This window comes from Variovorax jilinensis (genome assembly GCF_030316885.1).
Classification (GTDB): Bacteria; Pseudomonadota; Gammaproteobacteria; order Burkholderiales; family Burkholderiaceae_C; genus Variovorax; species Variovorax jilinensis.
Window position 1 is genome coordinate 810,697 of sequence record NZ_JASZYQ010000002.1, and the last position, 26,890, is coordinate 837,586.

General features: G+C 68.9%; 25 protein-coding genes. 11 read left to right on the plus strand and 14 right to left on the minus strand.

From position 1 onward, the window contains the following. The first annotated feature begins 47 nt into the window (after positions 1-47). Genes QTH87_RS10965 through QTH87_RS10980 form a run of 4 tightly spaced genes read left to right on the plus strand, consistent with a single transcriptional unit; the run spans position 48 to position 5,034 of the window. Positions 48-590 (plus strand): MarR family winged helix-turn-helix transcriptional regulator, encoded by a 543-nt coding sequence (locus tag QTH87_RS10965; protein WP_286608935.1) that lies wholly within the window; start codon positions 48-50, stop codon positions 588-590. After that, entirely contained in the window at positions 571-2,061 is a 1,491-nt protein-coding gene (locus QTH87_RS10970) for an efflux transporter outer membrane subunit (RefSeq protein WP_286608936.1), read from the plus strand. The genes QTH87_RS10965 and QTH87_RS10970 overlap by 20 nt, the downstream gene beginning before the upstream one ends. Before the next feature lie 46 nt (positions 2,062-2,107). Next, positions 2,108-3,451, plus strand: coding sequence for an HlyD family secretion protein (locus tag QTH87_RS10975; RefSeq protein WP_286608937.1), 1,344 nt, complete (start codon positions 2,108-2,110; stop codon positions 3,449-3,451). Positions 3,452-3,468: 17 nt separating this feature from the next. Beyond that, positions 3,469-5,034 (plus strand): DHA2 family efflux MFS transporter permease subunit, encoded by a 1,566-nt coding sequence (locus tag QTH87_RS10980; RefSeq protein ID WP_286608938.1) that lies wholly within the window; start codon positions 3,469-3,471, stop codon positions 5,032-5,034. Between the two features lie 362 nt (positions 5,035-5,396). Here QTH87_RS10980 and QTH87_RS10985 read toward each other — a convergent pair whose 3' ends face one another. Further along, the gene (locus QTH87_RS10985; RefSeq protein WP_286608939.1) at positions 5,397-6,206 is read right to left on the minus strand and encodes an NYN domain-containing protein; all 810 of its coding nucleotides are present in this window, start codon (positions 6,204-6,206) and stop codon (positions 5,397-5,399) included. A 122-nt stretch (positions 6,207-6,328) separates the two neighbouring features. Here QTH87_RS10985 and QTH87_RS10990 point away from each other — a divergent pair, with 122 nt between their 5' ends. The 6 genes from QTH87_RS10990 to QTH87_RS11015 are packed head-to-tail and all read left to right on the plus strand — an operon-like array spanning position 6,329 to position 12,227. Continuing rightward, on the plus strand, positions 6,329-7,099 hold the full coding sequence (locus QTH87_RS10990) for an ABC transporter ATP-binding protein (protein WP_286608940.1): 771 nt from the start codon (positions 6,329-6,331) through the stop codon (positions 7,097-7,099). After that, complete coding sequence (locus tag QTH87_RS10995; RefSeq protein ID WP_286608941.1) at positions 7,099-7,809, plus strand: ABC transporter ATP-binding protein; 711 nt, start codon at positions 7,099-7,101, stop codon at positions 7,807-7,809. Before QTH87_RS10990 ends, QTH87_RS10995 begins: the two co-directional genes overlap by 1 nt. A gap of 58 nt (positions 7,810-7,867) precedes the next feature. Further along, a complete protein-coding gene (locus QTH87_RS11000; protein ID WP_286608942.1) occupies positions 7,868-9,064 on the plus strand; it encodes an ABC transporter substrate-binding protein in 1,197 nt (398 codons plus the stop codon). A 50-nt stretch (positions 9,065-9,114) separates the two neighbouring features. Then, positions 9,115-10,308: an ABC transporter substrate-binding protein gene (locus QTH87_RS11005; protein WP_286608943.1), complete on the plus strand. Its 1,194-nt coding sequence runs from the start codon at positions 9,115-9,117 to the stop codon at positions 10,306-10,308. A 38-nt stretch (positions 10,309-10,346) separates the two neighbouring features. Further along, positions 10,347-11,222, plus strand: a complete 876-nt coding sequence (locus QTH87_RS11010) for a branched-chain amino acid ABC transporter permease (protein ID WP_286608944.1) — start codon at positions 10,347-10,349, stop codon at positions 11,220-11,222. A 15-nt stretch (positions 11,223-11,237) separates the two neighbouring features. Beyond that, the gene (locus QTH87_RS11015) at positions 11,238-12,227 is read left to right on the plus strand and encodes a branched-chain amino acid ABC transporter permease (protein ID WP_286608945.1); all 990 of its coding nucleotides are present in this window, start codon (positions 11,238-11,240) and stop codon (positions 12,225-12,227) included. 126 nt (positions 12,228-12,353) lie between these two features. Here QTH87_RS11015 and QTH87_RS11020 read toward each other — a convergent pair whose 3' ends face one another. From QTH87_RS11020 to andAc, 8 genes are read right to left on the minus strand one after another with little or no spacing between them, the layout of a single operon-like run. Then, on the minus strand, positions 12,354-13,082 hold the full coding sequence (locus QTH87_RS11020; RefSeq protein ID WP_286608946.1) for an ABC transporter ATP-binding protein: 729 nt from the start codon (positions 13,080-13,082) through the stop codon (positions 12,354-12,356). Beyond that, positions 13,079-13,846 carry an ABC transporter ATP-binding protein gene (locus QTH87_RS11025; protein WP_286608947.1) on the minus strand — a complete coding sequence of 256 codons (768 nt, stop codon included), beginning with the start codon at positions 13,844-13,846 and terminating at the stop codon, positions 13,079-13,081. The genes QTH87_RS11020 and QTH87_RS11025 overlap by 4 nt, the downstream gene beginning before the upstream one ends. Further along, the gene (locus QTH87_RS11030; RefSeq protein ID WP_286608948.1) at positions 13,843-14,838 is read right to left on the minus strand and encodes a branched-chain amino acid ABC transporter permease; all 996 of its coding nucleotides are present in this window, start codon (positions 14,836-14,838) and stop codon (positions 13,843-13,845) included. The genes QTH87_RS11025 and QTH87_RS11030 overlap by 4 nt, the downstream gene beginning before the upstream one ends. Positions 14,839-14,842: 4 nt before the next feature. Then, positions 14,843-15,763, minus strand: a complete 921-nt coding sequence (locus tag QTH87_RS11035; protein ID WP_286608949.1) for a branched-chain amino acid ABC transporter permease — start codon at positions 15,761-15,763, stop codon at positions 14,843-14,845. A 4-nt stretch (positions 15,764-15,767) separates the two neighbouring features. After that, positions 15,768-16,943, minus strand: a complete 1,176-nt coding sequence (locus tag QTH87_RS11040; protein ID WP_444812778.1) for an ABC transporter substrate-binding protein — start codon at positions 16,941-16,943, stop codon at positions 15,768-15,770. A gap of 48 nt (positions 16,944-16,991) precedes the next feature. Then, on the minus strand, positions 16,992-17,327 hold the full coding sequence (locus QTH87_RS11045; protein WP_286609071.1) for a non-heme iron oxygenase ferredoxin subunit: 336 nt from the start codon (positions 17,325-17,327) through the stop codon (positions 16,992-16,994). 42 nt (positions 17,328-17,369) lie between these two features. Next, a complete protein-coding gene (andAd, locus tag QTH87_RS11050) occupies positions 17,370-17,882 on the minus strand; it encodes an anthranilate 1,2-dioxygenase small subunit AndAd (RefSeq protein ID WP_286608951.1) in 513 nt (170 codons plus the stop codon). 13 nt (positions 17,883-17,895) lie between these two features. Further along, positions 17,896-19,182, minus strand: a complete 1,287-nt coding sequence (gene andAc / locus QTH87_RS11055; protein ID WP_286608952.1) for an anthranilate 1,2-dioxygenase large subunit AndAc — start codon at positions 19,180-19,182, stop codon at positions 17,896-17,898. 161 nt (positions 19,183-19,343) lie between these two features. On the opposite strand from andAc, the gene andR reads away from it, so the two are divergent. Then, on the plus strand, positions 19,344-20,366 hold the full coding sequence (gene andR, locus QTH87_RS11060) for an anthranilate 1,2-dioxygenase regulatory protein AndR (protein WP_286608953.1): 1,023 nt from the start codon (positions 19,344-19,346) through the stop codon (positions 20,364-20,366). Positions 20,367-20,382: 16 nt separating this feature from the next. Here andR and QTH87_RS11065 read toward each other — a convergent pair whose 3' ends face one another. The 5 genes from QTH87_RS11065 to QTH87_RS11085 are packed head-to-tail and all read right to left on the minus strand — an operon-like array spanning position 20,383 to position 26,766. Then, positions 20,383-21,453, minus strand: a complete 1,071-nt coding sequence (locus QTH87_RS11065; RefSeq protein WP_286608954.1) for a lipocalin-like domain-containing protein — start codon at positions 21,451-21,453, stop codon at positions 20,383-20,385. Positions 21,454-21,456: 3 nt separating this feature from the next. Next, positions 21,457-22,524: a PLP-dependent cysteine synthase family protein gene (locus QTH87_RS11070; protein WP_286608955.1), complete on the minus strand. Its 1,068-nt coding sequence runs from the start codon at positions 22,522-22,524 to the stop codon at positions 21,457-21,459. 11 nt (positions 22,525-22,535) lie between these two features. Further along, entirely contained in the window at positions 22,536-25,127 is a 2,592-nt protein-coding gene (locus tag QTH87_RS11075; protein WP_286608956.1) for an FtsX-like permease family protein, read from the minus strand. Beyond that, a complete protein-coding gene (locus QTH87_RS11080; RefSeq protein WP_286608957.1) occupies positions 25,124-26,416 on the minus strand; it encodes an RNA polymerase sigma factor in 1,293 nt (430 codons plus the stop codon). The genes QTH87_RS11075 and QTH87_RS11080 overlap by 4 nt, the downstream gene beginning before the upstream one ends. Next, a complete protein-coding gene (locus QTH87_RS11085) occupies positions 26,413-26,766 on the minus strand; it encodes a YciI family protein (protein WP_286608958.1) in 354 nt (117 codons plus the stop codon). Before QTH87_RS11085 ends, QTH87_RS11080 begins: the two co-directional genes overlap by 4 nt. Positions 26,767-26,890 lie beyond the last annotated feature (124 nt).

Genomic DNA, 26,890 nt, shown 5'->3' on the forward strand with positions numbered 1-26,890 from the left:
CCAAAGACGGCCTTGACAGTAATTGCCGAGGCAATTAATATTCACCCATGCCCGAATCCCAGATTCCAGAAATTCCGGCCGCGAAAGCGGCGCCGGAGGCCGTGGCCTTCTACGACGCCGAGAACTATCGCTCGGAGGAGAGCATCGGCTACATGATGCGCCGCATCATCACGGCGGTCGGCCAGTCGGTCGAAGCCCGGATGTGCGACCCCGGGAGCCCCACCTATCCGCAATGGGTGCCGCTGCACAAGCTGCACATGGGCGAGGTCAAGACCGTGGCCGAACTCGCGCGCGTCTGCGAACTCGACACCGGCGCCATGACCCGCCTGCTCGATCGACTCGAGGCCAAGGGCCTCTGCCGGCGCGTGCGTTCGGTGGCCGATCGCCGGGTGGTCAACATCGAGCTCACCGATGAAGGCCTGGCCGCGGCGCGCGAAGTGCCCAAGATCCTGAGCCGCGTCCAGAACGAACACCTGGCGGGCTTCACCCACGCGGAATGGGAGCAGCTCAAGAGCTACCTGCGCCGCATCCTGGACAACGCACAGGCCCTCGCGGCCCGTGGAGACAAGAATGACCCGACTTCTTCCTGAGCGCGCCGCGCATCGCGTCGGCGCCGTTGCCGCCGCCGTGCTGGCGCTGGCCCTCGCGGGCTGCGCCGACATGGGCGCGATCCCTGCCAATCCCGCGCTGCAGACTGCCGAGACCCTGGGGCTGGCCACGCCCGCCGCCGCCGTGTCGGCTGTCCCGGCCGCGCCTGCACTCGACAGCCAGTGGTGGCTGGCCTTCGGCGATCCGCAACTCGACGCACTGGTGGCCCAGGCCGTCGAAGGCAACCCGAACCTGCAGATCGCGCGGGCCCGTCTCGCGCGGGCGCAGGCTTCGGTCTCGATCGCCCAGGCCGCCGACAAGCCGCAAGTCAACGGGTCGCTCGACCTCACGCGGCAGAAGTTCAGCGAGAACTACATCTACCCCGCGCCGCTCGGTGGCTCGGTACAGGAGACCGGCACGCTGCAGCTCGGCGCCAGCTGGGAGCTCGACTTCTTCGGCAAGAACCGCACGGCGCTCGAGGCCGCGCTCGGCACCGCCAATGCAGCGGCTGCCGAGGCCGATGCCGCGCGCGTCATGCTGTCCGGCAACGTGGCGCGTGGCTACGTGCAGTGGGCGCGCCTGAACGACCGCCTGGTGGTTGCCGAGCGTGCGCTGGCGCAGCGCGAAGAACTGCTCCGGCTGGTGCGCGACCGGGTCTCGGCGGGGCTCGACACCCGGCTGCAGCTGAAGCAGAGCGAAAGCAGCGTGCCCGAGGCACGCCAGCAGATCGAAGCGCTGCAGGAGCAGATCGAGATCGCCCGCCATGCGCTCGACGCGCTGGTCGCCAAGCCGAACGCGACACAGTCGCTGGCGCCGCCCCGGCTCGAGAAGCTGAAGGCGATGGCGCTTCAGCAGACCATTCCGGCCGACCTGCTGGGCCGCCGAGCCGACATCGCTGCCGCCCGCTGGCGTGTCGAGGCCGCGACCAGCGACGTCGCGAATGCCAAGACCCAGTTCTATCCCAACGTGAACCTGGTGGCCTTCGCCGGCCTGCAGAGCATCGGCTTCGACAACCTGCTCAAGTCGAGCAGCCAGATGTGGGGCGTGGGCCCTGCGATCCGGCTGCCGATCTTCGAAGGCGGCAAGCTGCGCGCCAACCTGCGCGGCAAGTCGGCCGACCTCGATGCCGCGATCGAGAGCTACAACGCGACCGTCTTCGACGCCGTGCGCGAAGTGGCCGACCAGCTCTCGAGCGTGCAGTCGGTGGCGCGCCAGCAGGTGCAGCAGCGCGAGGCGCAGGCTGCGGCCGAAGCCGCCTACGACATCGGCCTGCAGCGCTACAGCGCGGGCCTGGGCAACTACCTCGACGTGCTGACCGCCGAAGTCACGGTGCTCGCGCAGCGGCGCGACGGCGTCGACCTCGCGGCCCGTGCGCTCGAGAGCCAGGTCGGCCTGGCGCGCGCGCTGGGCGGCGGCTGGCAGCCGCCCGACAGCATCCACGCCGCCGCCACGCCCGCGGCCCGGCAGCCCTGAACAACCTCACATCCCCGAACACGCTTCGAATCCGAAGGAAACCGCCATGGACAACAGCAACAACACGCCCGCCGCCGCATCGGCGGCTCCCGTCGACGAGACACCCGCTGCAAGCAACAAGCGCCGCCGCGCGCTGACCGCGCTGGCCTCGGTCGTGGTGGTCGCCGGCCTCGGCTGGGGCGCCTACGAATGGCTGGTCGCGAGCCACTACGAATCGACCGACAACGCCTACGTGCAGGGCAACGTGATCCAGATCACCCCGCAGATCGGCGGCACCGTGATGGCCATCATGGCCGACGACACCGACCTCGTGAAGGCCGGCCAGCCGCTGGTGCAGCTCGATCCGTCGGACGCCAAGGTGGCGCTCGAGCAGGCCGAGGCCGCGCTCGCGCAGGCGGTGCGCCAGGCGCGCACGCTCTACGCCAACAACGGCTCGCTCGCGGCCCAGGTGACGCTGCGCCAGGCTGACATCGCGCGCGCGCAAAGCGACATCGCACGTGCCCAGGACGACCTCAAGCGCCGCCAGGCGCTGGCCGGCAACGGCGCGGTGTCGAAGGAAGAGCTCAACCACTCCGAGACCGCGCTGGCCAACGCCAAGAGCGCACTGGCCTCGGCGCAGGCCGGCGTGCTGTCGGCGCGCGAACAGCTGCAGAGCAACCAGTCGCTGACCGACGGCACGCCCGTGGAGCGCCATCCGAGCGTGCTCGCGGCCGCGGCCAAGGTGCGCGAGGCCTACCTCGCGACCCAGCGCGTCGCCATGCCGGCGCCGGTCGAGGGCTATGTCGCCAAGCGCACCGTGCAGCTCGGCCAGCGCGTGGCCGCCGGCACGCCGATGATGTCGATCGTGCCGCTCAACCAGCTGTGGGTCGACGCCAACTTCAAGGAAGTGCAGCTGCGCAACATCCGCATCGACCAGCCCGTGAAGCTCACGGCCGACCTGTACGGCAAGAAGGTCGAGTATGACGGCCGCGTGGCAGGCCTCGGCGTCGGCACCGGCTCGGCCTTTGCGCTGCTGCCGGCGCAGAACGCCACCGGCAACTGGATCAAGGTCGTGCAGCGGGTGCCGGTGCGGATCGCGCTGGACCCCGCGCAGCTCAAGGCCAACCCGCTGCGCGTGGGTCTCTCGATGGATGCCGAGATCGACGTCTCGAAGAAGGACGGCAAGGCGCTGGCCGATGCGCCGCGCAGCAGCGCGCTGATCCAGACTGCGGTCTACAGCCAGCTCGACCGCGGCGCCGATGCCGAGGTCGACCGCATCATCGCGGCCAACCTGGGCCGTGATGCGGGCACCAAGGCGCCCGCGGCCCCGGCACCGGCCGCCACGCCGGCCGCCGCCGCCAAGCACGGCGTTCCCATGACGCCGATCGCCTCGCAAGGCCATCCGGGCTGATCGGGCGAACGCGCACCATGTCGTCGTCGAACGCCGCCGCCTACCAGCCACCGCCGCCGCTCGAGGGCTCGGCCCGCGTGTGGGGCACGATCGCGCTGTCGGCCGCGACCTTCATGAACGTGCTCGACACGTCGATCGCGAACGTGTCGCTGCCGGCAATCGCGGGCGACCTCGGTGTCAGCTCGACGCAGGGGACCTGGGTCATCACGAGCTTCGCGGTCGCCAACGCGATCGCGGTGCCGCTGACCGGCTGGCTTACCCAGCGCTTCGGCCAGGTGCGCCTCTTCATGACCAGCGTGCTGCTGTTCATCATCAGCTCCTGGCTCTGCGGGCTGGCGCCCAACATGACGATGCTGATCGCGTTCCGCGCGCTGCAGGGCTTCGTCGCCGGCCCGATGATCCCGCTGTCGCAGACCCTGCTGCTGTCGAGCTACCCGCGCGCGAAGGCAGGCCTCGCGATGGCGATGTGGTCGATGACCACGCTGGTGGCGCCGGTGATGGGGCCGCTGCTGGGCGGATGGATCACCGACAACATCTCGTGGCCCTGGATCTTCTACATCAACATCCCGGTGGGACTGGCGGCTGCAGCCATCACCTGGACCATCTATCGCAAGCGCGAGAGCGTGGTGCGCAAGGTGCCGATCGACGGCATCGGGCTTGCCCTGCTGGTGCTGTGGGTGGGCTCGATGCAGCTCATGCTCGACAAGGGCAAGGAGCTCGACTGGTTCCACTCGGCCCTCATCATGACGCTGGCGGTGGTGGCGGTGGTCGGCTTCGCGTTCTTCCTGATCTGGGAGCTGACCGACAAGCATCCGGTGGTCGACCTGTCGCTGTTCAAGCGCCGCAACTTCTGGTCGGGCGCGCTCGCGACCGCGGTCGCCTACGGGCTCTTCTTCGGCAACGTCGTGATCCTGCCGCTGTGGCTGCAGCAGTTCATGGGCTACACCGCGACCCAGGCCGGCATGATCATGGCGCCGGTCGGCATGCTGGCGATCATCTTCTCGCCGATCGTCGGGCTCACGGTCGGCAAGGTCGATCCGCGTCGCTATGCGACCTTCTCGTTCCTGGTGTTCGCGCTGGTGCTGTGGATGCGCTCGAACTTCAACACCCAGGCCGACTTCTGGACGATCATGATCCCGACCATCATCCAGGGCGTGGCGATGGCCTTCTTCTTCATTCCGCTCGTGACCATCACGCTGTCGGGCCTGCCGCCCGATCGCATTCCTGCCGCATCGGGCCTGTCGAACTTCCTGCGCATCACGGCGGGCGCGATCGGTACCTCGGCCGCCACCACGCTGTGGGAGAACCGGGCCGCGCTGCACCACGCGCAGCTGGTCGAGTCGGTGAACCAGGGCAGCGCCGCAGCCAGCAGCGCGATCTCGAACTTCGGCGCCAGCGGCTTCAGCGCCGACCAGGTGCTGGGGCAGATCAATCGCCTGGTCGACCAGCAGTCGTTCATGCTGGCCTCGAACGACGTCTTCTATGGCTCGGCGATCCTGTTCCTGCTGCTGATCCCGCTGGTGTGGCTGTCGAAGCCATCGAAGAGTGCGGGGGCGTCGGACGCCGCGGCGGGGGCGCACTGAGCAGTACCAACGCCCGGATTTGGTGCGACGCGTGCATCGCGGCACGGCGTGTGGGGCACGGGCTCCTGCCGTAGCGGTCGGCGCGCAGCGCCGACTTCGTTGCGGTGCTCGACCGGGAGCGGCGCCGCAGAACTCGCTTCGTGCTCCTTCGGCGCACTGCGCTCAGACAGCTGCGGCGAGTCAGTCAACAAAGCGCGTGTCTTCGCACGCGCCCCGCTCCCGGGCTGTGCTCCTCACCGCCCCGGAAGTTGCCCGTGTCCCACACGCCGTGCCGCGACGCATGGATACGTTGCGCCTGATTGAAGAGTAGAAGCGCGTGGAGCGGAACGGGTAAACCCCCGGACTGCAGCGCCACGAGCCGACTACTTCAGTCGAACCTCCACATGCACAAAGCCTGTGACATCAGGCTGATCGATCACGTCGAGGTACGGCTGTGCGCGAACCAGCTCGCTGAGCTTCTTGAAGCCGTAGTTTCTCGGATCGAATGAAGTGTGCGTCTTGCCCACCAGACTTCCTACGTTCGCCAGTCGGGACCAGCCACCGTCCCGAGCGGTTTCCCGGACCGCATGTGTGAGCAATTCCTCGAGGTCAGGCACATTCGGTACTTGGACCGGTGGAGCGGCTTCAGCCGGTCGCTTCAAGACCTCGAAGAAGATGAACTTGTCGCAAGCGGCGATGAAGGGTTCCGGGGTCTTGCGCTCTCCCAGGCCATAGACGACCTTTCCCGCCTCGCGCAGCCGCGTGGCGAGCCGAGTGAAGTCGCTGTCGCTCGACACCAGGCAGAAGCCGTCGACGGTCCCGGCGTAGAGGAGATCCATGGCATCGATGATGAAAGCGGAGTCGGTGGAATTCTTTCCCTGTGTGTACGCGAACTGCTGGATGGGCTGGATCGCATGCCGGTGCAGATGGGCTTTCCAGCCGACCAGGTTCTGAGTCGTCCAGTCGCCGAAGGCGCGCTTGACGGTCGCGGTCCCGTATTTGGCGACCTCCTCGAGCAACTCCTTGGCCACGGAGGCGGAAGCGTTGTCGGCATCGATGAGGACTGCCAGGCGAGTGATTTCAGTGGTTGCCAAGTTCTTGCCCTGAAGTCGAAGTGGGATGAATGCTGCCACAGTGGCTGGTCGCGCCGTTGGTTCAGCGCCCTTCGCCTGGTTGCATTGCAGCATAGGCATTTGCCCCAGTAGGCAATTGCAGCCGCCCCCGCAAACAATGCGGTCCGCGCAGCCATGGTGGCTGGCGCTCAGATGGACCGCATGACTGATTTTTCCTGCCAGCACCCGGGTGACCGCGCGAGATGAGCGACATCATTCTCGAAACACGCCAGCTCACCAAGGAATTCAAGGGTTTCACCGCGGTCAGCAAGGTCGATCTGTCAGTCGTTCGCGGCTCGATCCACGCGCTGATCGGGCCGAACGGGGCGGGCAAGACCACCTGCTTCAACCTGCTCACCAAGTTCCTCGAGCCGACCGCGGGCACCATCCTCTTCAACGGCGAGGACATCACGGGCGAGCGCCCGGCGCAGATCGCGCGCCGCGGCATCATCCGCTCGTTCCAGATCTCGGCCGTGTTCCCGCACCTCACCTTGCTGGAGAACGTGCGCCTGGGCCTGCAGCGCGCGCTCGGCACCAGCTTTCATTTCTGGAAGAGCGAGAAGTCGCTCAAGCCGCTCGATGCCCGCGCCCGCGTGCTGCTGGCCGAGGTCGGCCTGGAAGACCTGGCCGACGAGCTGACCGTGAACCTGCCCTATGGCCGCAAGCGCGCGCTCGAGATCGCCACCACGCTGGCGATGGAGCCCGAGCTGATGCTGCTCGACGAGCCCACGCAGGGCATGGGCCACGAAGACGTGCATCGCGTGGCCGAGCTCATCAAGCGTGTCTCGGCCGGCCGCACCATCCTCATGGTGGAGCACAACATGAGCGTGGTCTCGACCATCGCCGACACGATCACGGTGCTGCAGCGCGGCGCCGTGCTGGCTGAAGGCCCGTATGCCGAGGTGTCGCGCAATCCGCAGGTGATGGAGGCCTACATGGGCACCACCGACGGCGCGCTTCAAGGGGCACACTGATGGCAGTCCCCGCACTCGAAATCAAGGACCTCCAGGCCTGGTACGGCGAATCGCACGTGCTGCACGGCGTCGACATGGTGGTGCAGCCCGGCGAGGTGGTGACGCTTCTCGGGCGCAACGGCGCGGGGCGCACCACGACGATGCGCGCGGTGCTGGGCCTCACGGGCGCCCGCAAGGGCAGCATCAAGGTCAACGGCACCGAGACCATCGGCATGGCCACGCACCGCATCGCGCACCACGGCATCGGCTACTGCCCGGAGGAGCGCGGCATCTTCGCGAGCCTCTCGTGCGAGGAGAACCTGATGCTGCCGCCGGTGCTGAAGGGCGCGGGGCAGGGCATGTCGGTGGAGGAGATCTACGAGATGTTCCCGAACCTGGCCGAGCGGCGCCACAGCCAGGGCACGCGGCTGTCGGGCGGCGAGCAGCAGATGCTGGCGGTGGCGCGCATCCTGCGCACGGGCGCCAGGCTGCTGCTGCTGGACGAGATCTCCGAGGGGCTGGCGCCGGTGATCGTGCAGGCGCTGGCGCGAATGATCCACATGCTGCGCAGCAAGGGCTACACGGTGGTGATGGTGGAGCAGAACTTCCGCTTCGCAGCCCCCCTGGCCGACCGCTTCTACGTGATGGAGCACGGACGCATCGTCGAGAAGTTCGGCGCCGCCGAGCTCGAATCGAAGATGCCGGTGCTCAACGAACTGCTCGGCGTCTGAGTTCGTCTTTCCGTTCCCTTTCCTTTCCCAACCCGTTGACCACCTGATGGAGACACTCATGAAGATCCGCTTCAGCGCAATGACCGTCGCGATCGCCGCCCTGACGCTCGCGGCCGGCGCCGCCCAGGCTCAGGAAAAGGTCAAGATCGGCTTCGTGACCGACATGTCGAGCCTGTACGCCGACGTCGAGGGCAAGAACGGCGCGCTCGCGATCCAGATGGCGATCGACGACTTCGGCGGCAAGGTGCTGGGCCAGCCGATCGAGCTGCTCACCGCGGACCACCAGAACAAGGCCGACATCGCGGCGTCGAAGGCGCGCGAGTGGATCGACACCGACGGCGTGACCATGGTCTTCGGCGGCACGAACTCGGGCACCGCGCTGGCCACTGCCAAGGTGGCGCAGGAGAAGAAGCGGGTCTACTTCAACAACGGCGCCGCCACCTCGGCACTGACCAACGAACAGTGCAGCCCCTACACCGTGCACTACGCCTACGACACCGTGGCGCTGGCCAAGGGCACGGGCGGCGCGGTGGTCGACCGCGGCGGCAAGAGCTGGTTCTTCCTGACCGCCGACTACGCCTTCGGTCACGCACTCGAGGCCGACACCACGGCCGTGGTCAAGGCCAAGGGCGGCACCGTGGTGGGCGCCGTGCGCGCGCCGCTCAATGCTTCGGACTTCTCTTCCTTCCTGCTGCAGGCGCAGAACTCCAAGGCACAGATCCTGGGCCTGGCGAACGCGGGCGGCGACACCATCAACTCGATCAAGGCAGCGAAGGAATTCGGCATCGGCAAGAACATGAAGCTGGCCGGCCTGCTGATCTTCCTGAGCGACGTCCACAGCCTGGGCCTCAAGAACACCGAAGGCCTGCTGCACACCACCAGCTGGTACTGGGACCTGAACGACGACACGCGCAAGTTCGCCAAGCGCTTCTTCGAGAAGACCAAGCGCATGCCGACCGACATCCAGGCGGCCGACTACTCGGCCACGGCGACCTACCTGAAGGCCGTGCAGGCGGCCAAGAGCACCGACGCCGACAAGGTGATGGCCGAGCTCAAGAAGACCCCGATCAACGACTTCTACGCCAAGGGCGTGATCCGCCCCGACGGCCGCATGGTGCACGACATGTACCTGGTCGAGGTCAAGTCGCCGGCCGATTCGAAGCAGCCCTGGGACTACCTCAAGGTGAATGCCAAGCTGCCCGGCGATCAGGTCTTCACGACCAAGGCCGAATCCAAGTGCGCCCTCTGGAAGTGACGTCCACTTCCCCCCCTTTCCCGTTTGACAGCCATCCTCGAATCGACACCATGAAAAAAACCATTGCGCTTTCCGCCGTCTCCGTTGCCATCGCCCTCGCCACCGGCGCCGTCCAGGCCCAGGAGAAGGTGAAGATCGGCTTCATCACCGACATGTCGAGCCTGTACGCCGACGTCGAGGGCAAGGGCGGTGCGACCGCGATCCAGATGGCCATCGACGACTTCGGGGGCAAGGTCAACGGCATGCCGATCGAGCTGGTCACCGCCGATCACCAGAACAAGGCCGACATCGCCGCCTCGAAGGCGCGCGAATGGATCGACACCGACAACCTCACGATGCTGTTCGGCGGCACCAACTCCGGCACCGGCCTCGCGATGGCCAAGGTGGCGCAGGAGAAGAAGCGCGTCTTCATGGTCAACGGCGCCGGTGCCTCGGCACTGACCAACGAGCAGTGCAGCCCCTACACCGTGCACTACGCCTACGACACCGTGGCGCTGGCCAAGGGCACGGGCGGCGCGGTGGTCGCCAACGGCGGCAAGAACTGGTTCTTCCTGACCGCCGACTACGCCTTCGGCGCGGCGCTCGAGGCCGACACGTCCAAGGTCGTGAAGGAGAAGGGCGGCACCGTGGTCGGCGGCGTCAAGCATCCGCTCAATGCCTCGGACTTCTCGTCCTTCCTGCTGCAGGCGCAGAACTCGAAGGCGCAGATCCTGGGCCTGGCCAACGCGGGTGGCGACACCATCAACGCCATCAAGGCGGCGAAGGAGTTCGGCATCAACAAGTCGATGAAGCTGGCCGGCCTGCTGGTCTTCATCACCGACATCCACAGCCTGGGTCTCAAGAACACCGAAGGCCTGCTGCTCACGACCAGCTGGGACTGGAACCTGAACCAGGAAACCCGCGCCTTCGGCAAGAAGTTCTTCGAGAAGACCAAGCGCATGCCGACCGACATCCAGGCGGCCGACTACTCGGCCACGACGACCTACCTGAAGGCCGTGCAGGCGGCCAAGAGCACGGACGCCGACAAGGTGATGGCCGAGCTCAAGAAGATGCCGATCAACGACTTCTACGCCAAGGGCGTGATCCGTCCCGACGGCCGCATGGTGCACGACATGTACCTGATGCAGGTCAAGTCGCCGAGCGAATCGACCCAGCCCTGGGACTACTACAAGGTCGTTGCCAAGCTGCCCGGCGAAGAAGTCTTCACGACCAAGGCCGAGAGCAAGTGCGCCCTCTGGAAATAAGCTGAACTCTTGAACGCATTCATCGCCTTTCTCCCGTCATGCAAATCTCACTGCCAGCCCTGCTGAGCCAGCTCCTCCTCGGGCTGGTCAACGGGTCGTTCTACGCGATCCTGAGCCTCGGGCTCGCAGTGATCTTCGGCCTGCTCAACGTGATCAACTTCGCCCACGGCGCGTTGTTCATGCTGGGCGCGGTGCTGACCTGGATGGCGATGAACTACTTCGACGTCAACTACTGGGTCATGCTCGCCGTGGCCCCGGTGCTCGTCGGCCTGTTCGGCATCGTGATCGAGCGCCTGCTGCTGCGCTGGATCTACAAGCTCGACCACCTCTACGGCCTTTTGCTCACGCTCGGCCTCACGCTGCTCATCGAGGGCGTGTTCCGCTCCATCTACGGCGTCTCGGGCCTGGCCTACGACGCGCCCGAGGCGCTCTCCAGCGCCACCGACCTCGGCTTCATGATCCTGCCCAACTACCGGGCCTGGGTGGTGGTGGCATCGCTGGTGGTGTGCTTCGCCACCTGGTTCGTGATCGAGAAGACCCGCCTGGGCGCCTACCTGCGCGCGGGCACCGAGAACCCGCGACTGGTCGAGGCCTTCGGCGTCAACGTGCCGCTGATGATCACGCTCACCTACGGCTTCGGCGTGGCGCTGGCCGCCTTCGCCGGCGTGCTCGCCGCGCCCGTGATCCAGGTCTCGCCGCTGATGGGCCAGAACCTCATCATCGTCGTCTTCGCGGTGGTGGTGATCGGCGGCATGGGCTCGATCATGGGCGCCATCCTCACCGGCCTGGGCCTGGGCGTCATCGAGGGCCTGACCAAGGTGTTCTATCCCGAGGCATCGTCCACCGTGGTCTTCGTGATCATGGTCATCGTGCTGCTCATCCGTCCGGCCGGTCTCTTCGGCAAAGAGAAGTAAGACCGCAGCAGCCCCATGAAAAAGCTCTCCACCGTCATCTACCTGCTGCTGCTCGCGGCACTGCTCGTCGCGCCCTTCGTGGGTGCCTACCCGGTGTTCGTGATGAAGCTGATGTGCTTCGCGCTGTTCGCATCGGCCTTCAACCTGCTGCTGGGCTACACCGGCCTCCTGTCCTTCGGCCATGCGGCCTTCCTCGGCGGCTCCGCCTACGTGGCCGGCCATGCGATGAAGGTCTGGGGCCTGACACCCGAGCTGGGCCTGCTCGCGGGCACCGCGACCGGGGCCTTCCTGGGCTGGATCTTCGGCATGCTGGCGATCCGCCGCCAGGGCATCTACTTCGCGATGATCACGCTGGCGCTCGCGCAGATGGTGTTCTTCGTCGCGCTGCAGGCCAAGTTCACGGGCGGCGAGGACGGCCTGCAGGGTGTGCCGCGCGGCAAGCTCTTCGGCGTCGTCGACCTGCAGAGCGACCTCACGATGTACTACGTCACGCTGGTGGTCGTGGTGGCCGCCTTCCTGCTGATCGTGCGCACCATCCACTCGCCCTTCGGCCAGGTGCTGAAGGGCATCAAGGAGAACGAGCCGCGTGCGCTCTCGCTGGGCTACGACGTGAGCCGCTTCAAGCTGCTGGCCTTCGTGATCTCGGCCGCGCTGTCGGGTCTCGCGGGCTCGCTCAAGACGCTGGTGCTGGGCTTCGCGACGCTGTCGGACGTGCACTGGAGCGCCTCGGGCCAGGTCATCCTGATGACGCTGGTGGGCGGCCTGGGCACGCTGTCGGGGCCGCTGGTCGGCTCGGCCGTGGTGGTGCTGCTGGAGAACAAGATCGGCGAGTTCGGCCACCTGCTGGCGCGTCTGACGACCATCGAGTGGTTCAACACGCTCGGCGAATCCGTCACCATGGTCACCGGCCTGATCTTCGTGATCTGCGTGCTCGCCTTCCGCAAGGGGATCATGGGCGAGATCATCGCCTTCATCGATCGACGGCGCGGCACCGCCAAGGGCTGAAAGGCCTGAGGCCCCCACGCTCCCCCACTGCGTGTGGGTCGTTGCCCCCCGTGGGGGAAACAGCAGGCCGCCCGTGCGTGCAAAGCGCGGACTTCGCCGCGCTGGCGGTCCGGCCCCGGCCTGACATCAAACCCCGAGATAGTCGCGCCAGACGCTGCGGTCGCTCTCGAGCGCAGCCGAGTCGCCGCGCCACACCACGCGGCCGCGCTCGAGCACCACGTGGCTGTCGGCCAGCGCGAGCAGGCGGTCGACGTACTTGTCGACCACGAGGATGGTCTGGCCGGCTTCCTTGAGCTGCCTGAGGCAGCGCCAGATCTCCTCGCGGATCACCGGGGCCAGCCCCTCGGTGGCCTCGTCGAGGATCAGCAGGCGTGGATTGGTCGACAGCGCCCGCGCGATCGCGAGCATCTGCTGCTCGCCACCCGAGAGCTGGTTGCCCATGTGGCCGCTGCGCTCCCGCAGGCGCGGGAACAGCTTCCAGAGCCGCTCGAGCGACCAGCCGTCGCGCAGGCCGTTGCGGTTGTCGGCGAAGGCCACCAGGTGCTCGCGCACGCTGAGGTTCGGAAAGCACTGCCGGCCCTCGGGCACGATCGCGACGCCCAGGCGCGCGATCGCGTCGGGTGCCATGCCGCGCAGCGTGCTGTCGTCGAAGCGGATCTCGCCCGCACGCGGCGCCAGGGCACCGATCAGCGTCTTGATCGTCGTGCTCTTGCCCATGCCGTTGCGACCCAGCAGCGTGGTCACGGTGCCGGGCAGGATGTCGAGATCGATGCCGAACAACACCTGGCTCGCGCCGTAGCCGGCCTCGATGCCACGCGCGCGCAGCAGCGCATGTGGTGCAGTCGTCGTGCTCATGCTGCGGCCTCCTCGATCGCGATGTCCTCGGTGCCCAGGTAGACCGCCTGCACCTGCGGATGGCCCTTGATGGTGGCGGCGTCGCCGGCCACCAGCACGCGGCCGTAGACCAGCACCGAGATGCGGTCGGCGAGCGCGAACACGGCCTTCATGTCGTGCTCGATGAGCAGGATCGCCATCTCGCTGCGCAGGCTGTGGATCAGCTCGGTCATGCGTTCCGAATCCTCGGGCCCCATGCCGGCCATCGGCTCGTCGAGCAGCAGCAGCTTGGGACGCGCGGCCAGGGCGAGTGCAACGTCGAGCTTGCGCTGCGCGCCGTGGGGCAGGGTGCCCGCGACACGACCGAGCTGCCCCGAGAGGCCCACGCGCGCGGCCAGCGCCTCGGCTGTCGCGTCGAGCGCCGGCTCGCGATCGCGCGGGCGCAGGAAGCGCAGCGAACTGCCCGCATGCGCCTGCGCCGCGAGCAGCAGGTTGTCGCGCACCGTGGCCGCCGGGAAGATGCTGGTGATCTGGAAGCAGCGCGACAGCCCGGCCTCGACGCGCCTGTGCATGGGCAGCCCCGCGAGCGGCACGCCGTCGAGCACGATGCTGCCGGCGTCGGGCGCGTGCAGTCCGGAGATGAGATTGACCAGCGTCGACTTGCCGGCGCCGTTGGGGCCGATCAGCGCATGGATCTCGCCGGCCTCCACGTCCAGGTCGACGTGATCGGTGGCAACCAGTGCGCCGAAATGCTTGACCAGGCCCTCGACCTTGAACAGGCTCATTCGGCGGCTCCTGCAGGCGCTGCGGCCATCTGCGCGCGCGGCTTGCGCTGCATCACCGCGACCACGCCGCGCGGCGCGAAGAAGACGATCACGAGCAGCAGCACGCCCAGCGGCAGGTGCCAGTAGTCGGTGTACTGCCTGGTGACCTCCTCGAGCAGGATCCACACCGCCGCGCCGACCGGTCCGCCCCAGCGCCGGCCGACGCCGCCGATCACCACCATCACGACCAGCGTGGCCGACTGGGTCCAGTGCATCATGGCCGGGCTCACGAAGCTGTTGTTCGTGACCAGCAGGGCGCCGGCCAGCCCGGCGACCGCACCCGCGATCGCGAAGGCCACCAGCCGCAGCCGGAACACGGGGTAGCCCATCGCCTGCATGCGGGTCTCGTTGTCGCGGATGCCGGTCAGGGCATGGCCGAAGCGCGAGAGCGTGGCGCGGTTGAGGAGCGCCATCACGGCCGCAAGCAGCAGCAGCACGACCCAGTACAGCGTCGGCTCGTGCGCCAGGTCCAGACCCATGTCCAGCGTGGGCCGCTGCGGCAGGTTGTAGCCGTCGTCGCCGCCGTAGATGCGCAGCGACACCGCGATGAAGTAGAGCATCTGCGCGAAGGCCAGCGTGATCATGATGAAGTAGACGCCGCGCGTGCGCAGCGCGACCAGGCCGATCAGCGCCGCCACGCCCGCGGCGACGGCTGCCGCGGCCGGCCACAGGAACCAGGCCGAGCCGAAACCGGCGTGCGACAGCGCCACCAGGGTGTAGGCACCGACGCCGATGAAGCCGGCATGCCCGAGCGCCGCCATGCCGCCGAAGCCCAGGATGAAGTTGAGCCCCGCAGCGGCCAGCGCGAAGATCAGCGCGCGGCGGACGAAGCCGACGTAGAAGTCCAGGCCCAGGGCCGGCGCCACGAGCGGGAAGGCGGCGAGCAGCCCGAGCGCGAGCCACGGTGCCCAGCGCGCGATGCCGGAGTTTTCGGAAGGGCTTGTCGTCGTCATGAGATCAACCCCGCGCCGGGAACAGCCCGGCCGGCTTGAAGACCAGCACGCCGGCCATCAGCGCGTAGGTCGCGAGGCCCGCGATCGCGGGCGCGAGGTCGGACACCACGGTCGGCGGCAGCGCGGTCGCGAGCGCCATCGGCACGAAGGCGCGGCCGATGGTGTCGACCAGGCCGACCAGCAATGCCGCCACCAGCGCGCCGCGGATCGAGCCGATGCCGCCGATCACGAGCACCACGAGCGAAGGAATCAGGATGTCCTCCCCCATGCCGATCTGCACCGCCGTGATCGGCCCCATCAGCGCGCCGGCCAGCGCCGCCAGCGCGGCACCGAGCAGGAAGACGAGCGAGAACACGCGTCCCACGCGCACGCCCATGAACTCGGCCATCGCGCGGTTCGACGCGCCTGCGCGCACCACCATGCCGACGCGTGTGCGATTGACCAGCAGGTAGAGACCCAGCGCCACAAGCGCGCCTGCGGCCAGCAGCACGATGCGGTAGGAAGGATAGAAGAGGCCCGGCAGCAGCTCGACCGGGCCCGAGAGTGCGGCGGGCGCCGAGGCCATGACTGGTGACGGGCCCCAGATCATCTTGACCACGTCGTCGGCGATCAGGATCAGGCCGAAGGTCGCGAGCACCTGCGACAGGTGGTCGCGGCCATAGAGGCGTCGCACCAGGAAGACTTCGAGCGCCAGCGCCACCACCACGATCACCGCGATCGCCACCGCCACCGCCGCGACGAAGGAGCCGTGGTGCGTGTGCACCTCGGCCGCGACGTAGGCCCCGCCCATGAAGAGCGAACCGTGCGCGAGGTTCATCACGTCCATGATGCCGAACACCAGCGTGAGGCCCGCTGCGAGCAGGAACAGCATCAGCCCGTAGCCCAGGCCATTCAGCAGCTGCTCGGTGAGGAGGATCGCCGTCATGCGTTCAGGACTTCAGCGGGCACTGCTCGAAGTAGGCATCGCGATAGCCCTTGAGCGGCGTCGAGAGCGTGCGGTTGGTGATCTTGCCCTCGGCGTTCTTGCCGATCACGCGCAGGTAGTAGTCCTGCACCGGGAAGTTGTTGTTGCCGTACTTGAAGGGGCCGCGCACCGACTCGAACTTCGCGGCCTTGAGGGCCTTGAGCACCGCGGCCTTGTCCTTCACGTCGCCCTTCACGTCGCGTACCGCAGCGTCCATGGCCATGATCGCGTCGTAGGCCTGTGCGGCATAGAAGGTGGGGTAGCGGTTGTAGGCGCGGCGGAACTCGGCGACGAACTTTTCGTTGGCCGCGTTCGGCAGGTCGTGCGACCACTGCGAGGTGCTGAACAGGCCCAGCATCGGCTCTCCCACCGCGGCGATCGTGTCCTCGTCGGCCGATGCCGGCGTGGTCACGAGCGTGATGTCCTTCGACAGGCCCGAGCCCACGAACTGCTTGATGAAGTTGATGCCCATCGCGCCGGGCAGGAAGAAGAACACCGCCTCAGGCTTTGCAGCGCGCATCTGCGCGAGTTCCGCCGAGTAGTCGAGCTGGCCGACCTTGCTGTAGATCTCGCCCGAGACCGCGCCGTTGAAGCGGCGCTTGAACCCCGTGAGGTGGTCGCGTCCGGCGGGGTAGTTGGGCGCGATGAGGACTGCGCTCTTGAATCCCTTCTCGGCCGCGTACTTCCCGGCGGCCTCGTCCCAGGTGTCGTTCTGGTAGGTCGAGCCGAAGAAGTAGGGATTGCACTGCGCACCCGCGTACTGGCTCGGGCCCGGGTTGCTCGTGATGTAGGGCACCTTGGCGGCGAACAGCGTCGGCCCCACCGCGAGCGCGACGTTCGAAGGGGTCGGTCCGGTGAAGAAGTCGATCTTGTCGCGCTGGATCATGCGGTCGACCACCTGCTTGGCCTGGTCCGGGCTGCCGGCCGTGTCGGCCTGCACGAACTCCGCGGGCTGGCCGCCAAGCTTGTTGCCGAGCAGCTTGATGGCGAGGTTGATGCCGTCGCGCGCCTCGGCGCCACCGGCAGCGAAGGGGCCCGAGATGTCGAGCGCGAGCCCGACCTTGACGGGATCGGCCGCGAGCGCACCGCCGCACAGCGTGAGGGCCGCGAGCGCGATGGCGCTGCAACGGAGGAAGGGCATCGGAAGTTTGGCGTTCATGGCAGTGGGATGAAGAGAGGAAATGAAAGATCAATCGGCGGCGGGGACGCCGACCTCGACGCGGCCTGCACGCACCTGCACCGGGAAGCTGCGTACCGCCTCGGTCACCGGGCCGCCGCGCGTCTCGCCGGTGCAGATGTCGAACAGGCCCTGGTGCAGCGGGCATTCGATGCAGCCGTTCTCGACCCAGCCGTCCGACAGCCGCGCGTTGCCGTGCGTGCACAGGTCGTGCAGCGCATGCAGCGCCTCGCCTTGCCTGAACACAGCAATCGGCGTGCCTGCTGCGATCACGGGCCAGACGGCGCCATCGGGAAAGTCGTCGGGTTCGCCGACGTCGTGCCAGGCGAGCGCCTGCTCGGCTGCGATCTCGGTGCTTGGATTCATGGCGGGTTCCGCGTCGTTGTGGGGTCAGATGGGCGTGGCGAGCAGCGTCTGCACGCGCGAGGTGTCGTAGATCACGCGGCGCTTCTGGTAGCGCCAGCCTTCGGGCGTGCGCACGACGCGGTCGAGGTAGCGGCCGGCCTGGTAGACGAAGGATTCGCCATTGGTGCGCGTCTGCACCACGACGTAGCTGGACTGGGCATCGACCGTGTCCTCGTCGACGTGCGTGAGCTGCAGCCCCGAGGTCATGTGGCGCGAGGCGTGTTCCTCGTAGATGTTGGCGTGCCGCAGCGACAGCACGCGGTCGCGCAGCATGCGCTGGTTGTCGCAGTAGATGACGCCGATCGGCAGGCCCATGTCGGCGTTCTCCTTGGGCACGATCTCGTACAGGCAGTCGGCCGTGAAGAGGGCGGCCCATTCCTCGAGGCGGTCGTTGTCGAGGGCGGCGCAGTAGCGTTCCTGCAGCTGCTGGATCTCGAACCACAGCAGCACCGATTCGAGCGAGGTGGCGGTGGGCTTCTCGCGGGTCATCATGTTCATGGCGCGTGCTCCTTCAATAGCCCATGAGCTTCTGGTAGCCCATCCAGAACTTGCGGATCAGGCTCTCGGTGATCAGCGTGTCGATCTGGTCGGGCTTGGCCAGGCCCATGTCCATCACCGAGGTGGTCTCGCCGTCGCGCACGGTGCCGCGCTGCACAAGCTCGGTCGCCTCGGTGTCCTCCATCGAGATGTAGCCCGCGGGGCCCACCAGATTGGCCTGCTTGATGCGCAGCGCACGCAGCTCGGGCGTGTCGTCCGCGTAGCCGAAGAAATGGAACACCAGCTCGAACTGATCCGGCCCCTTGGGCAGCACCTGGCGCGCCACCAGCGTGTTGTGGATCTGCTGGATCACGAGCTGCGGGAAGATGGTCTGGATGTGGTTGGTGCAGTCCTCCTCGAACTCGCTCACGAAGCCCAGCACCGAGTCGTCCTCGAGGTGGAAGCCGTCGTCCATCGAGCGGATGGTCTGCTGCTTGTAGGCGCTCGCGGTGTCGCCGTCGTCCTTCTTCGTCGCAGTGATGATGCTGTGCAGCCCGTGCGTGGCATCGGGCAGCGAGCGGGCCTGCATGCCGACGCGGAAGATGTTGAAGGTCGTATGGAACAAGTGCAGCATGCTCGCGTGGTACGGGTCCTTCACGTTCTCGTAGTAGAGCTTCCAGTTCGAGTGCGCGTACTGCCGCGTGCAGCCGAGATACACGATCGGCTTGTGGAAGATGCGGTCCACCCAGGGCCGCATCTCGGCGCCGATGTAGTCGAAGAGCGGCGGCGCCTCGTCGCTGAAGCTCGCGAAAACCAGCCCCTTGTAGCTCTCCACGCGAAGCTGCCGCAGGCTGTGGTTCTTCGGGTCGAAGTCGGCCGGCATGCCCGCGATCTCCTTCTGGCCGCGCCGGAAGGGCACGCCTTCGAGGTTGCCGGCCGCGTCGTAGCTCCACTGGTGGTAGACGCAGGTGTGCGACTTCGCATTGCCGCGCGCATGGCGGCACACCGTGGCGCCGCGGTGCGCACAGCGATTGACCCAGGCCGCGAGAGTGCCTTCGGGCGTGCGCGTCACCACCACCGGCGTGTCGCCGACGAAGGTGCTCTTGTAGTCGCCGGGCTCGGGAATCTCGGCCTCGAGCGCGACGAAGTTCCACACCGGCCCGCGGAAGATGCGCTCCTGCTCGCGCTCGTACACCTCCTGCGCGCTGAAGACCTTGTAGGGAACACGGGAACCATCGGCGCGCGGGAAATGCACCGAACTGGTTGGCGGCAGGCGGTCCGGCGAAGGACGCAGCGCGCTGATGTCGACGATCTGGTTCATGGCGGGGCTTTCGAAGTCGGTGCTGTCCGATGCAGCGTTCAGGCCATTCTTCGCGGGCCCGCCGGGCGCCGCTATCCGATTCGCGCAGCGTGCGCGGCCGCCTGTCCGGATCGCGCGAAAAGCATGCGGTGCCGTGGCTCGCTTCTTGCTGAAACCGGTTCATGACGCCCGCCTTCGCCACGCCTGCCGCCCAACCGGCGCACCGGATGGGCGCCTTCGAGCCCAGCGTGCTGCGGTCGAACCGGCTGTTCGAGTCGCGCGACCTCGACGAGGCGCGCGAGCGCATCTCGCGCGTCATGCAGCCGCACGAGGTGTGGCGCGTGGGGGGCTGCGCCGACGGCGGCGCCGGCTCGCACATGGACTTCGTGCGCGTCGGCGGCATCGGCCTCGGCACCATCGATTTCGGCGAGGCCGTGCAACTCGAGGTCGATGCGATCGACGACTACCACCTGCTGATGTTCTGCCTGCGCGGACGCGCCGAGACCCGCGTCGACGGCCGCCCGATCGCCGCCAGCACGCACGAGGGCATCGTGTGCGCGCCCGGGCGCGACTTCAGTGCGGCGCTGTCGCCCGATTGCGAGCAGTTCGTGGTGCGGCTCGACCGCGCCATGGTGCAGGGGCATGCGGGCGCCGAGGTGCACTTCAACGAATCGCTCGATCTGCGCCGTCCCGAGCTTCAGCCCTGGCTCGAACAGGTGCGCGCGATGGCGACCTCGCCCTTCCTGCTCGCCTCGGCGCAGCGCAATCCGCTGATTGCGGTCGAGCTCGAACGGCTGCTGGTGCTGCTGCTGCTCGAAGGGCAGGGTCGCCATGTCGCGCCCGAGCCGCGTGCGTCGCGCGGTGCCGGGCCCGGGATCGCACCGGCCTGCGTGCACCGGGCCGAGGCGTACATGCAGGCCCACGTCGACGAGCCGCTCTGCCTGGCGGATATCGCGCAGGCCGCGCAGGTGCCGGTGCGCACGCTGCTCGATGCCTTCAAGCGCTTTCGCGACCACGCGCCGATGCAGTACCTGAAGGAACTGCGCCTCGAGCTCGCGCGCCGCCGGCTGCAGCGGCCGGACGCCGCGACCCGCGTCTCGAGCGTGGCGCTCGATTGCGGCTTCCTGCACCTGGGCCGCTTCTCGCAGGCCTACAGCCGCCGCTTCGGCGAGTCGCCTTCGGTGACGTTGCAGGCGAATCTCTAGCGCCCGCCGACAGGTCTCAGAGCTTCAAGGCCTGCGCGTAACCCGTGAGCTCGAGATAGCCGCGGCCCACGGGCTTGCCGTCGGCGTCGAGCAGCTCGCTGAGGCCTTCCCAATACACCGTGCCGGTCGAGCTGTCGCCGTCGAGTTCCTGGTCGTCGAGCAGCGCGCGCACCCTGAAAACGCCGGCCGGCGTCTCGATGCGCCAGCGCGTCGGATACACGGCGCGCGTGCGCGGGCTGGTCCAGTGGGCCTCGGCCTCGAAGCGCAGCGCATCGGGTCCGAAGACCTGCAAACGGCCGTCCGCCGTTCGCATCGAGCCACCGAACCACAGCGCAGTGCCGTCGCGGCGCCGCAGCCGGAAGGCGGTCAGCGCGCCGCCGTCGAACAGGTTCATGCCGATCCAGTCCCAGCCCACCGCATCGGGGTGCAGGATCGCCTCGCTCCATTCGTGGTCGAGCCAGGCGCGGCCCTGCACCTCGAAGCGCCGCCCCTGCAGCGTGAGGCTGCCGCTGGCCGCAAGCTGAGGCTCGCTGTAGTAGTAGCTGGCCTGTTCCGCATCGGGGCCCTTGCGCGACAGCCCCGCATCGCCCTGCAGCAGCAGGGGTTGCGTCGGCGCGAAGCGCAGGTCGATCGCGAAGCCGGAGGCCGGCAGCCGCGCCGCGTAGTCGTCGCCCTCGCGCCGCAGCGACCAGTCGCGCAGCCGGATGTCGGTATCGGTCTCCGAGGCCGAGGCGATGCCGAAGCCCGCGCGCGCGATGCGCTGGTCGTGCCACAGCCGCCGGCCTTCGAGGTCGGTGATCGCCGCGTGCGCGAAGATCAGCTGCTTCGCCGCGAAGGCCGAGCGCATCGATTGCGTGTCGTCGATGCGCGAGCGGAAGAAGGTCAGCTGGAAGCCGAACTCGCGCGCGCCGGAGGTCGCATGGCCCGTGATGTACCACCATTCGGTGCGCAGGTCGGGATGGCTGCCGAAGTCGCGCGGAAAAGCCAGTCGGCGCGGCGGCAGGGCACCGGCCGGCGTGGCCCACGCAGCGGCCGCGAGCGCAGCCATCAGCAGGGCGCGACGCGAAGGCGATACCGCCGAGTTCATCGCCTACGCGAGCAACGCGCCGATGCGCCGCTCGGCTTCGTCGATGTCGCCGAAGGCCTGCCGCACCCAGCCGGCGTCGTGGTAGGTCGGCAGGTAGCGTTCGCCCGCATCGCACAGCAATGAGAGGATCGAGCCCTGGCGTCCGGCCGCGCGCATCTCGTGCGCGAGCGCCAGCATGCCGACGAAGTTGGTGCCGGTCGATGGGCCCACCTTGCGGCCCAGGAGTGCCGAGAGCGCATGCATGGCGGCAATCGAGTCCACGTTGGGCACCTCGATCATGCGGTCGACCAGCGTGCGCACGAAGCTCGGCTCCACGCGTGGGCGGCCGATGCCCTCGATGCGCGAGCCCGGCGCGGTCATCGAGGCGTCGCCGCTCGCGTGGTAGGCCGCGAACACCGAACCCTCGGGATCGACCACGCAGACCTCGGTGGCGTGGCGGCGAAAGCGCAGGTAGCGGCCGATGGTCGCGCTGGTGCCGCCCGTGCCGGCGCCGACCACGATCCAGGCCGGCACCGGATGCCGTTCGCGCGCCATCTGCTGGAACATGCTCTCGGCGATGTTGTTGTTGCCGCGCCAGTCGGTGGCCCGCTCGGCATAGGTGAACTGGTCCATGTAGTGGCCGTTGGTGCGCTCGGCCAGCGCGCGCGCCTCCTCGTAGACCTCGCCCGCGTGCGCGACGAAATGGCAGCTGCCGCCGTGGAAGGCGATCTGCGCCACCTTCTCGGGCGAGGTGCTGCGCGGCATCACGGCGATGAAGGGCAGGCCCAGCAGCTGCGCGAAATAGGCTTCGCTCACGGCGGTCGAGCCGCTCGAGGCCTCGACGATGGTGGTGCCCTCGCGCACCCAGCCGTTGCACAGCGCGTAGAGGAACAGCGAGCGCGCGAGCCGGTGCTTGAGGCTGCCGGTCGGGTGGGTCGATTCGTCCTTCAGGTACAGATCGATGCCGGCGGCCGAGAAGGCGGGCAGGCGCAGCGGAATGAGATGGGTGTCGGCGCTGCGCAGGTAGTCGGCCTCGATGCGCAGGATCGCCTGGCCGAGCCAGCCGGTGGGGCAGGAAGGAAATGCATGCATGGCCATGATTGTCACCAGTCCTCCTTGACCGCCATCACCGCGTCGTGGCCGGCCGCGGCACGGCCCGCGAGCCAGGCCGTGAGCGTGCCGGCCACCACCACGGCCGCGCACAGCAGGCCGAGCCGCAGCCACGGCACCAGCAGGTCCATGGTCCAGTGGAAGCTCTGCGGGTTGACCACGTGCACCAGCACCACCGACACCGCCAGTCCGAGCAGCAGCCCGGCGACCGCGCCGATCGCGGTCCAGGCCGCGCCTTCGCCGGCCACGATCGCGAGCACCTGGCCGCGCGTGAAGCCGAGGTGCGCGAGCAGCCCGAATTCCTTGCGCCGCGCGAGCACCTGGGCGCTGAAGCTGGCCGCGATGCCGAACAGCCCGATCGCGATCGCCACCGCCTGCAGCCAGTAGGTGACCGCGAAGCTCCGATCGAAGATGCGCAGCGAGTTGGCCCGGATCTGCCCGACCGAGGCGATCTCGACCGGCTCGCTGGCGCCGAGCGTGCGCGCCGCCTGCGCCCGCACGGCCTCTTGCACCGAAGCCTCGGTCGCGCCGGGTGCGAGCCACAGCGCGACGTCGCTGGCGCCCGATTCGCCCGTGAGGCGCTCGAAGTCGCGCGCGTCCATCGTGATGGCGCCGAACTGCCGCACGTAGTCGCGCCAGACACCGGCGACGAAGAAGACCGGCGCCGGTCGTGCGGCGCTGCTGCTGTTGCCGGCATCGCCTTGGTTGCCGCGCACCGGTCCCCAGGCGCGCGCGAGCGGTTCGAAGGTGCTGCCGGGACGCGCGCCGTGGAGCTCGACCATCGCCTCGCTCACGTAGATGCCGATCTGCCCCGCGGGCACCGGCAGCGCGGCGCCAAGCAGGGGCAGGGAGCGCGCGGCATCCTCGTCGAGGCTGCGCGCGATTAGCGTCACCGCCGGCCGCGCCGGATCGATCAGCAGCGCGCGCGTGCGCAAGGTGCCGGTGCGCGCCACGCCCGGCAGCTGCGCGAGCGACTGCACGAAGGCTGGCGTGAAGACGGCCTGCTCGCTGCCCGATGAAGCGCCGCTCGCACTGCGCAGGTAGAGGTCGGCCGGCAGCACGACGTCGAGCCAGCGCGTCACGGAGTCGCGGAAGCTCGCGACCATCACGGTCAGTGCGACCGCAAGGCTCAGGCTCGCGACCACGCCGCTGACCGCCACCGCGGCCGTGCCGCGCATGCGGCGGGCGCGCTCGATCGCGAGCAGCGGCAGCAGGCGGTGCGAGAAGGCCGGCGCGAGCCGGTCGTAGACCTGCGCGATCAGCCACGGCAGCGCGCTGATGCCGCCGACCAGCAGGAAGCCCACCGACAGGTAGGCTCCGATCGGGATGCCGAACACCGCGGGCGCCATCGCCAGTGCGACCCCCGCCACGATCAGCGCGAGCGCGACGCGGTGCCCGCCGCCGCCGGTGGGCGCGGCGCCGAGGCCCTTGAGCGTCTGGGCCTCGGGCAGCGCCTGCGCCGCGCGCGCGGGCCACCAGCCGCCGACCCCCGCGGCCAGCACGCCGAGCGCGCCGTAGACCAGGGCCGCGCTCGAGCTCCAGCGCAGCGTCGGCGCGACACCGTCGAAGTAGCCGCCACCGAGATCTCCACCGAGCAGCCTGAGTGCCAGCTCGGCCAGCGCGGCGCCGAGCGCGATGCCGGCGGCGCTGCCGATCACGCCGAGCGCCAGCGATTCGGCCAGCACCAGCCGCAGCCGCTCGCGCGGCGTGAGCCCGAGCACGCCGAGCAGTGCGAACTGCTGCGCGCGCTTGGCGACGCTGAGCGCGAGCACCGAGAAGACCAGGAAGGCGCCCGTGAACAGCGCCACCAGCGCGAGCACCGTGAGGTTCACGCGGTAGGCACGCGAGAGATTGCTCACGCGCTCGGCGGCATCGCCGGGCTCGGCGATCTGGATGCCGTCCGGCCAGCCCGGGAGCGCCTGCAGCGAGCGCCGGAACGCCGCCGGGTCGCTGCCCGGCGCGAGCCGGAGGTCGATGCGGGTGAGCCGTCCGCCACGGTCGAACAGATCCTGTGCGGCGCCGATGTCCATCACCGCGAGCGGCGTGCCGCCGGCCGCGACCTCGCCGGCCACCAGCACGGGCTGCCAGCCGTTGCCGGCACGCAGTCGCAGCGGCCCGGGCTCGCTGCTGAGCGCCTGCCGTGCGGCGGCATTGAGGAACAGCCGGCCGGGTGCGAAAAGCGCGAAGCGCCCGGCGCCTTCGGCCGGCCGCGGCATCAGCGCCGGCGCGATGCCCGGCAGCACCAAGGCGTCGACGCCGATGACACGCAGGGGCAGTCGCCGTTCTCCGGCCTGCAGCGCGCTCTGCAACTCGAGCACCGGGCTCGCGAGCAGCACCTGCGGCTGACGTGCGACCTGCTCGTACAGCGCCTCGTCGAAGGCGCCCTGGGCCGCCCTCAGTTCGAGGTCGGGCTGGCCGTTGACCGAGCGCACCGCGCTCGAGAACTCGTCGAGCGCCGAGGCGTTGATCAGCTGCACCGAGAACGCCAGCGCGACGCCGAGCATCACCGCGACGACCGCGGCCGCGTTGCGCCAGGGATGGTGGCGCAATTCCTGCCAGGAAAAGGTGAGGAGGAGGGCCTTCATGTCGGCCCATTCTGCGCGTTGGCCCAGCGCCGAGCGTCACGGCCCAGCTCGGCTGAAGCGGCCGCCAGCCAAGCCCGCACCGGCGCGCTCGCACTGAGCCCCATCGCCCGCCCGTAAGCCTCGCGCGCCGCCTCGACCTGTCCGGCCTGGCCCAGCAGGTGCGCGCGCGCGGCCCAGTAGGGCTGATAGCCCGCGAGCTGCGCGCGGGGCAACGCATCGAGCGCCTCCAGCCCCGCCGCGGGGCCCTCGGCCTCGGCCAGCGCGCAGGCCCGACCCACGAGCGCCGCGGTGCCGGGCCGCAGCGCGATCAGGCCGTCATAGAGCGCCACCAGCGCCGCCGGCGGCACGGGCGCGCCGAGCCGCCGCGCGCAATGCGCGGACTGGATCGCGGCCTCGATCTGGTAGGGCCCGAGCGCCGCGAGCGCGGCTGCTCGCTGCAGCGCCTCCTCGGCCCTTGCGCGCAGCGCGGCATCCCAACGCCCCAGATCCTGCTCGGCCAGCGGCACGTAGGCGCCTCGCGCATCGCGCCGCGCGCCCGCTCGGCTCTCGCAGAACAGCATCAGTGCCAGCAGGCCCAGCGGTTCGGGCTCGCGCGGCATCAGGCCGCAGAGGATGCGGCAGAGGTCGATCGCCTCGGCCGTGAGGCCGCGCTGCGTCGAGCCGTCGGCGCCGTCGAGCTCGTCCCAGCCGGTGCCGTAGGCGGCGTAGATGCCGTCGAGCACGTCCTGCAGCCGGCGCGGCAGATCGGCCGCCTGCGGAAATTCGAAGGGAATGCCGGCGGCGCGGATGCGCGCCTTGGCCCGCACCAGGCGCTGGCCCAAGGTGGCCGGCGCACTGAGGAAGGCGCCGGCCATGCGCGCGACGTCGAGGCCGAGCACGGTCTGCAGCATCAGCGGCGCGCGCGCCGGCGCGTCGATCGCCGGATGGGCGCAGACGAAGAAAAGACGCAGCCGTTCGTCGGGCACGGTCTCGCCGCCTTGCGGGTCGCGCTGGTAGTGCTCGGCCACCAACTGCAGCGTCAGCGTGGCATCGTCATGCACCTGGCGGTGGCGCCAGGCGTCGAGCGTGCGATGCCGCGCGACCTGCAGCAGCCAGGCCTCGGGCGCCGCGGGTACGCCGTCCGCGGGCCAATGCTCGAGCGCGCGCGCGAAGGCGTCGGCGAGCGCGTCCTCCGCAGCCGCGATGTCGCGCGTGCGGGCCGAGAGGATCGCCACCAGCCGGCCGTAGGAGCGGCGCGCGGCCACCTCGGCGGCCTGGCCCGCCGCTGCCTGCGGCGCCGCGGCGCTCATGTCGGGACGACGAACACCGGCCTTACCTCGACGCCACCGGTGCTCGCGCAGGGCGCGCGCGCAGCCCATTCGAGCGCGGCGTCGAGGTCCGTGACCTCGATCACGAAGTAGCCGCCCAACTGCTCCTTGGCGTCGGCGAAGGGGCCGTCCTGCACCAGTCGCTGGTCGCCGCGCAGGCGCAGCGTGGTGCCGGTCATCGGCGGGTGCAGCCCGTGGCCCGCCTGCACGATGCCGGCCTGGCGGATCGCGCCCACGTAGGCCATCCAGGCGGCGCGGGTGGCCTGGGCCGCCGCGTCTTCGCGCTGGTCGAATTCGGACTGCGGTTGGTAGAACATCAGCATGTATTGCATGGAACCTCCGGGAAGAGAAGCGAGCAGGAGCGCTCACGGCAATGACGCCCGGCGCGCGCGCATTTCGACAGTGTGCGGCAGGTTCAGCCGATTTATTTCGCTGGGCGGCCGCGCTAAGCTCGCG

Coding starts and splice junctions, on each gene's coding strand:
- QTH87_RS11005 (WP_286608943.1), top strand. CDS start 9,115: ATGAAAAAAACCATTGCGCTTTCCGCCGTCTCCGTTGCCATCGCCCTC.
- QTH87_RS10970 (WP_286608936.1), top strand. CDS start 571: ATGACCCGACTTCTTCCTGAGCGCGCCGCGCATCGCGTCGGCGCCGTT.
- QTH87_RS11070 (WP_286608955.1), bottom strand. CDS start 22,524: ATGCATGCATTTCCTTCCTGCCCCACCGGCTGGCTCGGCCAGGCGATC.
- QTH87_RS11000 (WP_286608942.1), top strand. CDS start 7,868: ATGAAGATCCGCTTCAGCGCAATGACCGTCGCGATCGCCGCCCTGACG.
- QTH87_RS11065 (WP_286608954.1), bottom strand. CDS start 21,453: ATGAACTCGGCGGTATCGCCTTCGCGTCGCGCCCTGCTGATGGCTGCG.
- QTH87_RS11085 (WP_286608958.1), bottom strand. CDS start 26,766: ATGCAATACATGCTGATGTTCTACCAACCGCAGTCCGAATTCGACCAG.
- QTH87_RS11025 (WP_286608947.1), bottom strand. CDS start 13,846: ATGAGCCTGTTCAAGGTCGAGGGCCTGGTCAAGCATTTCGGCGCACTG.
- QTH87_RS11030 (WP_286608948.1), bottom strand. CDS start 14,838: ATGACGACGACAAGCCCTTCCGAAAACTCCGGCATCGCGCGCTGGGCA.
- QTH87_RS11080 (WP_286608957.1), bottom strand. CDS start 26,416: ATGAGCGCCGCGGCGCCGCAGGCAGCGGCGGGCCAGGCCGCCGAGGTG.
- QTH87_RS10975 (WP_286608937.1), top strand. CDS start 2,108: ATGGACAACAGCAACAACACGCCCGCCGCCGCATCGGCGGCTCCCGTC.
- andAd (WP_286608951.1), bottom strand. CDS start 17,882: ATGAACATGATGACCCGCGAGAAGCCCACCGCCACCTCGCTCGAATCG.
- QTH87_RS10995 (WP_286608941.1), top strand. CDS start 7,099: ATGGCAGTCCCCGCACTCGAAATCAAGGACCTCCAGGCCTGGTACGGC.
- QTH87_RS11035 (WP_286608949.1), bottom strand. CDS start 15,763: ATGACGGCGATCCTCCTCACCGAGCAGCTGCTGAATGGCCTGGGCTAC.
- QTH87_RS11075 (WP_286608956.1), bottom strand. CDS start 25,127: ATGAAGGCCCTCCTCCTCACCTTTTCCTGGCAGGAATTGCGCCACCAT.
- QTH87_RS11040 (WP_444812778.1), bottom strand. CDS start 16,943: ATGCCCTTCCTCCGTTGCAGCGCCATCGCGCTCGCGGCCCTCACGCTG.
- QTH87_RS10980 (WP_286608938.1), top strand. CDS start 3,469: ATGTCGTCGTCGAACGCCGCCGCCTACCAGCCACCGCCGCCGCTCGAG.
- QTH87_RS11010 (WP_286608944.1), top strand. CDS start 10,347: ATGCAAATCTCACTGCCAGCCCTGCTGAGCCAGCTCCTCCTCGGGCTG.
- QTH87_RS10965 (WP_286608935.1), top strand. CDS start 48: ATGCCCGAATCCCAGATTCCAGAAATTCCGGCCGCGAAAGCGGCGCCG.
- andR (WP_286608953.1), top strand. CDS start 19,344: ATGACGCCCGCCTTCGCCACGCCTGCCGCCCAACCGGCGCACCGGATG.
- andAc (WP_286608952.1), bottom strand. CDS start 19,182: ATGAACCAGATCGTCGACATCAGCGCGCTGCGTCCTTCGCCGGACCGC.
- QTH87_RS10985 (WP_286608939.1), bottom strand. CDS start 6,206: ATGCCTATGCTGCAATGCAACCAGGCGAAGGGCGCTGAACCAACGGCG.
- QTH87_RS10990 (WP_286608940.1), top strand. CDS start 6,329: ATGAGCGACATCATTCTCGAAACACGCCAGCTCACCAAGGAATTCAAG.
- QTH87_RS11015 (WP_286608945.1), top strand. CDS start 11,238: ATGAAAAAGCTCTCCACCGTCATCTACCTGCTGCTGCTCGCGGCACTG.
- QTH87_RS11020 (WP_286608946.1), bottom strand. CDS start 13,082: ATGAGCACGACGACTGCACCACATGCGCTGCTGCGCGCGCGTGGCATC.